The sequence below is a fragment of the Streptomyces sp. NRRL S-495 genome, assembly GCF_000966955.1.
GTDB lineage: Bacteria > Actinomycetota > Actinomycetes > Streptomycetales > Streptomycetaceae > Kitasatospora > Kitasatospora purpeofusca.
Window position 1 is genome coordinate 1 of the sequence record NZ_JZWY01000591.1, and the last position, 7,430, is coordinate 7,430.

The 7,430-nt window shown below is 73.7% G+C and carries 8 protein-coding genes and 1 pseudogene; 5 read left to right on the plus strand and 4 right to left on the minus strand.

Annotated features, from left to right (window positions below):
- From fusA to VR45_RS28095, 3 genes and pseudogenes are all read left to right on the plus strand, one after another.
- Positions 1-413, plus strand: a pseudogene (fusA, locus tag VR45_RS28085) (elongation factor G); the annotation flags it as partial.
- Positions 414-661: 248 nt separating this feature from the next.
- Positions 662-1,564 carry a neutral zinc metallopeptidase gene (locus tag VR45_RS28090; protein WP_045942654.1) on the plus strand — a complete coding sequence of 301 codons (903 nt, stop codon included), beginning with the start codon at positions 662-664 and terminating at the stop codon, positions 1,562-1,564.
- A gap of 158 nt (positions 1,565-1,722) precedes the next feature.
- Entirely contained in the window at positions 1,723-2,088 is a 366-nt protein-coding gene (locus tag VR45_RS28095; RefSeq protein ID WP_045942655.1) for a hypothetical protein, read from the plus strand.
- A 156-nt stretch (positions 2,089-2,244) separates the two neighbouring features.
- On the opposite strand, the gene VR45_RS49065 is transcribed toward VR45_RS28095, so the two are convergent.
- On the minus strand, positions 2,245-3,108 hold the full coding sequence (locus VR45_RS49065) for an alpha/beta hydrolase (RefSeq protein ID WP_234326236.1): 864 nt from the start codon (positions 3,106-3,108) through the stop codon (positions 2,245-2,247).
- A gap of 101 nt (positions 3,109-3,209) precedes the next feature.
- On the opposite strand from VR45_RS49065, the gene VR45_RS49070 reads away from it, so the two are divergent.
- Complete coding sequence (locus tag VR45_RS49070) at positions 3,210-3,413, plus strand: hypothetical protein (RefSeq protein ID WP_234326238.1); 204 nt, start codon at positions 3,210-3,212, stop codon at positions 3,411-3,413.
- A 683-nt stretch (positions 3,414-4,096) separates the two neighbouring features.
- Here the strand turns inward: VR45_RS49070 and VR45_RS28105 are convergent.
- Both VR45_RS28105 and VR45_RS28110 read right to left on the minus strand, forming a co-directional pair.
- Positions 4,097-4,732: an NAD(P)H-binding protein gene (locus VR45_RS28105; RefSeq protein WP_045942656.1), complete on the minus strand. Its 636-nt coding sequence runs from the start codon at positions 4,730-4,732 to the stop codon at positions 4,097-4,099.
- 68 nt (positions 4,733-4,800) lie between these two features.
- Positions 4,801-5,748: an EamA family transporter gene (locus VR45_RS28110; protein ID WP_078896898.1), complete on the minus strand. Its 948-nt coding sequence runs from the start codon at positions 5,746-5,748 to the stop codon at positions 4,801-4,803.
- A gap of 101 nt (positions 5,749-5,849) precedes the next feature.
- Between VR45_RS28110 and VR45_RS28115 the strand changes: the two genes are divergently transcribed.
- Positions 5,850-6,356: a MarR family transcriptional regulator gene (locus VR45_RS28115; RefSeq protein WP_045942657.1), complete on the plus strand. Its 507-nt coding sequence runs from the start codon at positions 5,850-5,852 to the stop codon at positions 6,354-6,356.
- A gap of 24 nt (positions 6,357-6,380) precedes the next feature.
- Here the strand turns inward: VR45_RS28115 and VR45_RS28120 are convergent, their stop codons facing one another.
- Positions 6,381-7,244, minus strand: a complete 864-nt coding sequence (locus tag VR45_RS28120; RefSeq protein WP_063772558.1) for a methyltransferase domain-containing protein — start codon at positions 7,242-7,244, stop codon at positions 6,381-6,383.
- Positions 7,245-7,430 lie beyond the last annotated feature (186 nt).

Genomic DNA, 7,430 nt, shown 5'->3' on the forward strand with positions numbered 1-7,430 from the left:
ACGCACTCGCCGAGGGCCCGCTGGGCGGCCACCCGGTCACCGGCCTGCGGGTCACCCTGACCGACGGGGCCACCCACACCAAGGACTCCTCGGACCTCGCCTTCCGCACCGCCGGGCGGACGGCGCTGCGGGACGCGATGCGCGCCTGCCGGATGGTGCTGCTGGAACCGGTCGTCGAGGTGACGGTGACCGTGCCGCAGGAGGCGGTGGGCGGGGTCCTCGGTGACCTCGCCGCCCGCCGGGGCCGGGTCCAGGGCTCGGACCCGCACGGTGCGACGACGGCGGTGACGGCGGTCGTGCCGCTGGCCGAGCTGTTCGGCTACGCGACCGCCCTGCGCAGCCGCACCCAGGGCCGGGGCACGTTCACCACCCGTCCGGCCGGGTACGCCCCGGCACCGGCCGCCGCCCGATAGGCGGCCGCCGGACCCGCCTCGGGGTGGGTCCGGCGGCACCGCCGACGGGGTGGCGGCCGGGTGGTGGCGGGCCGGGCGGGGGTGGGCCGGTCCGTTCGGCGGTCCCTCGCCCGGGGAGGGCGGAGAACCGCCTCTGACCTGCGCGTCCTTCCTCGGCGGTGGCAGGTCCAGCGGTTAGCGTGGCCGGGCGGCCGTGGTCGGCCGCGCGGCGTCGTGGGGCGCCGTCGGCACCACAAGGGACGGCAGGCATGCAGTTCGACGATCAGGGTGACCTCGACACCTCGCAGGTCGACGACCGGCGCCGCATCCCCGGCGGGAAGGTCGCCGTCGGGGGCGGTGCGGCCGGTCTGATCGCCATCCTGATCGCGGTGCTCTTCGGTGTCGACCCGAGCGTCCTCGGGCTCTCCGACAGTGGGGGAGACGCGGGCGCCGGGTCCGGCCGGGGCACCACGGCGGGCGAGGTGCAGCAGGTCTGCCGGACCGGTGCCGACGCCAACAGCCGTCAGGACTGCCGGATCGTCGCCGTCACCAACAGCCTCCAGGACTACTGGGGCGGTCAGTTGCCCCGGTCCGGGGCGGCCTACCGCCCCGCCGAGACGGTCCTGTTCACCGGGCGGGTGTCCACCGGCTGCGGCGCGGCAAGTTCGGCGGTCGGCCCGTTCTACTGCCCGGCCGACCGGCGGGCCTACTTCGACCTCGGTTTCTTCGACGAGCTGGCCACCCGCTTCGGGGCCTCCGGCGGCCCGTTCGCCGAGGCCTATGTCGTCGCGCACGAGTACGGGCACCACATCCAGAACCTGACCGGCACCATGCAGAAGGTCGGCCGCGACCGGCAGGGCGCGAACAGTGCCTCGGTGAAGCTCGAACTCCAGGCGGACTGCTACGCCGGTGTCTGGGCGCACCACGCCACCACCACCCCGCAGGCTTCCACCGGGCGGCCGCTGATCCGCACTCTCACCGATCAGGACATCGCCCAGGGCCTGGACGCGGCGGCGGCCGTCGGTGACGACCGGATCCAGAAGCAGTCCACCGGCCGGATCGACCCGGACACCTGGACGCACGGCTCCTCGGACCAGCGCAAGGCCTGGTTCACCGCCGGCTACCGCTTCGGCGACCCGGCCCGCTGCGACACCTTCGCGACACCGAGCTGACCCGCGCCCCGGCAACGCGCCCCGCTTGTGTGCCCCGGCCGTGCGCGCGGGCCCCGCGCCACCCTGTCATTTGTCAGGGACCGCTGCGGGCGGCGGCTTCCTACGCTGCTGAACACCGGCCGAATCCGGGCCGGACCGGCAACCGAGAGAGAACCACCATGCGCAAGATCATGCACACCTTCGCCGCGCTCGCCCTCGCGGCGGCCGCCGTCACCACGATGGGGAGCTCCGGCGCCCAGGCGGCCGACGGCTCCTGGGACGGGTGTCCGTACGGGGCGGTCTGCATCTACCCCCAGGACTCCGACACCAGCCGGCCGCCGACCGATGTCTTCTACAGCTACGGCCCGCACAACCTCCGCAACCAGTACGGCTGGCACTGGGTGCTCAACAACCAGTCCGGCGGGGCCCACGCCCACCTGTGCACCGGCTCCAACGGTGGCGGCTGCGGCTACGACATCGCCGCCCAGGCCGGCGTCTACGCCGACCTCACCCCGATCAACTCCATCACCCTGGACCGCCCCTGAGTCCCTGATCCCCCGAGCCCCTCGTCCCCTGATCTCCTGAGTCTCTGAATCGGCGGGCCGCCGCCCGTACCCGCCGTGCGCGCCGTCGCCGGGTCCTCCGGGGGGAGACCCGGCGGCGGACCGTACCGTGGTCGGCCGTACCACTCGTCGGGGCGTTCAGGATGTCGTGGGGGAGGGGCAGGTGAGGTCGCCGGCGGGGGCCGCGCCGGTCAGGAGGTAGGACTCGACGGCGGTGCGTACGCAGGGATTGGGGCCGGGGTACTGGCCGTGGTCGCCGTTGTCGGTGACGGTCACCAGGCGGGAGCCGCGCAGGGCTCGGTGGGCGGAGAGGGCGGCTTCGTAGTAGGTCGCGGGGTCGTGCACCGAGTTCAGCATCAGGGTGGGGGGCAGGCCCGCGCCGGTGACCCGGACCCGGGGCGCGGTCGGGGTCGGCCAGGCGGCGCAGACGGCGGAGAAGGCGAGGGTGCGGGCCCCGACCAGCGGCCAGCGGGCGGTGTTCTCGGCGCCCCGGGCGGCCCAGAGGGAGAGATCGCGGGTCCAGGGGGTGTCGCTGCAGGTGACGGCGAAGTACTCGGCCAGGAACTCCGGGCTGAGGTAGTCGCCGAAGACCCGCCGGGCCGTGGTGCGGGCGGCCGGGTCGGCGGCCGGCCAGTCGTCGAGCGCGGCCAGTGCGGTGGCCAGCAGGGTGAAGCCGTTGTTCTCGCGGTAGATGCCCTGGATGGTGCCGTTGTCCAACTGGTTCGGCCCGAGGGTGAGTTGGCCGTCGACGATCGGGTGCTCGCGCAGCGCGGCGCGGCGGGCCTCCCAGCGGGCCTTCGCCTCGGCGGGGGTCGTACCGTAGTGGTAGGTGGCGTCGCGGGCGGCGAGCCACGGCAGGAAGTCCTCCTCGAAGCGCCGCTGGAAGCTCATCGGCTGGCCCAGCTGGAACCGCTCCCAGGTGCCGTCGAAGCCGATGTTGCTGTCCAGCACCATCCGCTCGATCCGGTGCGGGAAGAGCGTCGCGTAGTAGGCGCCGATCATCGTGGCGTAGGACGGTCCTGGCGTAGGACGGTCCGTAGTAGCTGATCCGGCGCTCGCGGAGGAGGGCGCGCAGCAGGTCGAGGTCCCGTGCGGTCTGCTCGGTGGTCAGGAAGGGCAGCAGGCCGCCGCTGCGCTGCTCGCAGTTGGCAGCGAGGGCGGCCGAGTTGGCGATCACGCGGGCGCGGTCGGCCGGGGTGTCGTCGCGGAAGTCCCCGGAGAAGAAGGAGCGGAACTCCTCGGGGGTCTGGCAGACGGCCCGGGTGCTGTGGCCGACGCCGCGCTGGTCGAAGCCGATGATGTCGTAGGAGGCGCCGAGGGCGGGCGCGTTGCGCACGTGGTCCGCCGGGCGGAGCAGCCCCTGGCCGCCGGGGCCGCCTGCGGCCGTGAGCAGGGTGCCGATCCGCCGGGCCGGATCGGTCGCGCGGTGCCGGGAGACCGCGACGGTGATGTCCGGGCCGCGGCCCGGATGGTGCCAGTCCCTGGGTGCGGCCATGGTGGCGCACTCCAGCGTGGCCTCCTCCGTACAGGGCTGCCAGGTGAGTTGCTGGTGGGCGTAGCGGGCGGGGACGGCGGGGGCGGCCGCCCCGGTGGGTGCCGCGACGGCACCGGCGGTACCGGTCGCGGAGGCGAGGGCGAGGAGGGTGAGCAGTGCGGCGGTGCGCCCGCCGAGCGCGGTGCGGCGGCTTCGGCGGCTTCGGGTGTCGGCGCCGGTGGTAGGGGTGCCGGTGGTGCGGGTCAGGTCTCGTGTGGTCATGGCACGATCCTGACGGTTGGATCGATCGTGGTCGATCAGGCGTGCACCCGTCTTTCCGGTGGTGCCTGCACCACCCCGACCCGGTTGCCCGGTACCGCCACGCACTTCCCATGGTCACTGTCCCATTGAGTAGTTGACGTGACGTCATGCCTCTCCGCCCGAAACACTCCACCATGTCGGTGATGGGGTGTTTCGGGCGGAGAGGGTGGGGGGAAGCAAGCCGGTGGGCGGCACTCAGTAGCCGGCGGTGAAGCGGGTGCGGCGGTGGGCGGGCCGCTCGGCCTCGTCGAGGAGGGCGACGGCGAGGTCCTCCATGGAGATGGTCGAGGTGCCGTCGGCGTCGACGAGGAGTTCGTCGCGGCCGAGCCGGAAGCGTCCGGTGCGCTCGCCCGGTGCGAGGAGGGCGGAGGGGCTGAGGTAGGTCCAGTCGACCTCGGTCTCGGTGAGGTAGAGGGAGAGCTGCTCGCCGCAGGCGTTGGCGATGGGCAGCAGGGCGGCGGGGAAGTCCGGGGAGTCGGCGAGGGTGACGCTGCCGCCGGGCAGGGTGAGGCTTCCGGCGCCGCCGACGACCAGAAGTCGGACGCCGGTTCCGGCCAGTCCGGAGAGCAGACCCTTGGTGGCGACGGCCAGTTCGTCCTCCCGCCCGGGGGCCGGGCGGGTGGCCGTGACCAGCAGGTCCTGGCCGGCGGCGAGGCGGCGGACGTCCTCGGGGTCGCGGGCGTCCCCGGTGGCGATCCGGACGGTGGCGGGGAACGGGTGCGGGCGGTGGGGGTCGCGCAGCACGGCGGTGACCTGGTGGCCGCGGGCGACGGCCTCGGCCACGACCCGGCTGCCGACGTTGCCGGTGGCGCCGAAGACGGTGATGTTCATGAGTGCTTCTCCTGGGGACGGGTCGGACGGATCGAGAGCGATGGGAAGGAGGTGGGCCGGTCGCCCGGTCAGACGGACTGGCGGGCGCGGCCGTTGGTCGGTCGACCGCTGTCGTCGGAGAGTACGCCGGTCGGCGGGTCGGTCACCGTCTTCGACAGGGTGCGCGGGCGCTGGGTCTGGGCGGCGACGAGGGAGCCGAGCACGATCAGCGCGCCGAGGGCCTGGACGGGCGAGAGGTCCTGGCCGAGGACGAGCCAGCCGAGAGCGGTGGCGACCACGGGGCTGAGCAGCCCGAGGAAGGTGACCGAGGTCGGAGGGAGGGCACGGATGCCGCGGAACCAGAGCGCGTACGCGACGGCTGCGCCGATGAGGCTCAGGTAGCCGTAGCCGAGCAGGTTGGCGCCGGTGAGGTGGGACGGGGGCGGTCCCTCGACCAGGAAGGCGACCGGGAGGAGCAGCAGTCCGCCGGCGGTGAGCTGCCATCCGGTGGTGGCGAGCAGCGGCGCCGGTGACGTCCAGCGCTTGGAGAGGACGACACCGGTCGCCATCACCACCGCGCCGCCCAGTGCGGCCACGATGCCGAGGGCGTCCAACTGGGCGCCGGCACGCAGGACCAGCAGGCTGACGCCGGCCACCCCGGCTATGCCGGAGAGGAGGGTGCGCAGCGAGAGCCGGTCGCCGAGCAGGGCGGCCGAGAGGCCGGCGGCGATCAGCGGCTGCACGGCGCCGACGGTGGCGGCGACCCCGCCTGGAAGCCGGTACGCGGCGACGAAGAGGAGGGCGAAGAAGGCTCCGATGTTCAGGGCGCCGAGGATCAGCGAGCGCCACCACCAACTGCCGCTCGGCAGGCGGCGGGTGAGGGCGATCAGCAGCAGTCCGGCGGGCAGGGCGCGCAGCACGCCGGCGAGCAGCGGGCGCCCCGGCGGCAGCAGTTCGGTGGTGACGAGGTAGGTGGAGCCCCAGATGGCGGGGGCGAGGGCGGTCAGCAGCACGACGGCGAGTCGATTCCTTAGCACTAAGCCAATATATCTCAGCGCTAAGGAATCTCCGCAAGGCCCGGCCGAAGGGTGGGTGCTGTGAGGTATCTCACCGCTAAGGCATCGTTTAGTCTGGAGGCATGGCAGAGCGCGTGGATCATGTGGACCGGATCGTGCAGCAGTGGGGTGCCGAGCGCCCCGACCTGGATGTCTCGCCGATGGAGGTGATCGGCCGCCTCAAGCGGTTGTCCCGACTGGTCGACGCCGAGCTGAAGGAGACCTTCGCCCGGCACGACCTCGACTTCGCCTCCTTCGACGTACTCGCCACCCTGCGCCGCAGCGGCCCGCCGTACCGGCTCACCCCGACCATGCTGATGCAGTGCGCGATGGTCACCTCCGGGGCGATCAGCCAGCGCCTCGACCGGCTGGAGGCGCGCGGCCTGGTCACCCGTACCCCGAGCGGCTCCGACGGCCGGAGCCGCGAGGTCGAGCTCACCGAGGAGGGATATGCCCTGATCGACCGTGCCCTGCCGGACCACCTGGCGACCGAGCGCCGCATCCTGGGCGACCTCGACGAGCCGAGGACCGCCGCCTTCGTCGCCGCCCTGCGCACCCTCCTCGGCACCCTCGGGGACGACCCGGAGTGAGCCCGCCGCACCGCCGACGGCCGGTCACGGGTTGACCGCCACCGCCTTGAAGAACGTGTAGTGGAACGACCCGTCCGGCTCGGCCGTGCGGCGCAGCTCGGCGACGCCGCGGTCGAATTCCTCGGCCGTGTCGAGGCCGGCCGCGAGCGCGTCGGCGCGGACCGCCTCGACCATCGCGACGAAGGTGCGCCGGGTGAACCCCTCGGCCAGCTCGGGCCGGCCGCCGTCCGCGTACACCGTGCGCGGGGCGACCGAGACGTCCCGGAACCCGGCTCCGGCGAGCAGCGGGTACAGCCGCCGCCCGACCAGGCTGTCCCCGCCGCCGTCCGCCTGGAGCCGGACCAGGTGGCCGACGACCCGCTGCGCGGCCTCGCCGCGGGGGTGGAAGAACGCCGAGCCGTGGTCGCCCTCGATCACCGTGATGGTGCCGCCCGGGCGCAGGACCCGGCGCAGTGCCGTCAGCGCCGCCGCCGGGTCGGCGAGGTGTTCCAGCACGAAGCAGACGAAGAGGTGGTCGAACGAACCGTCGGGAAAGGGGAGTCGGTGCAGATCGCCGTGGTGCCAGGAGACCTGGGCCTCCGGCAGTTGTTCCGCGACCCGGGCCCGGGCCCGGGCCAGCGAGTCGGCGGAGATGTCGGTGGCCGTCAGCAGCAGGCCCGGGCTGGCCTCCAGCAGGTGCACCGTCTGGGCGCCGACCCCGCAGCCGGCCTCCAGGACCCGGCTGCCGGGCGGGTACGCCGTACCGGCGTGCAGCAGTCCGGCGAGGGTGTCGGCCTGGTCGCCCAGGCGGCGGGCCTCGGCGGGGGAGTAGCCGTGCACATAGGCCTGGTCGGGGTGTGACGGGGAAGGGGACGAAGGGGAAGCGGCGGAGGCGGTGGTGGTCGTCATGTCTTCACCCTCCCGGCACAATGGACCGGTGCACAGGTCCAATGATCATTCGATCGACAGGTCCAGAACGGCGGGTGCGGACTTCCTCCAGCTCGACCCCGGGCAGGCGCCCGCCGGTGGACTCGCGGACTGGCTGGCGCGTCGGCTCCGGCTGGCGCGTCGGCTCCGGGAGGCGATCGATGACGG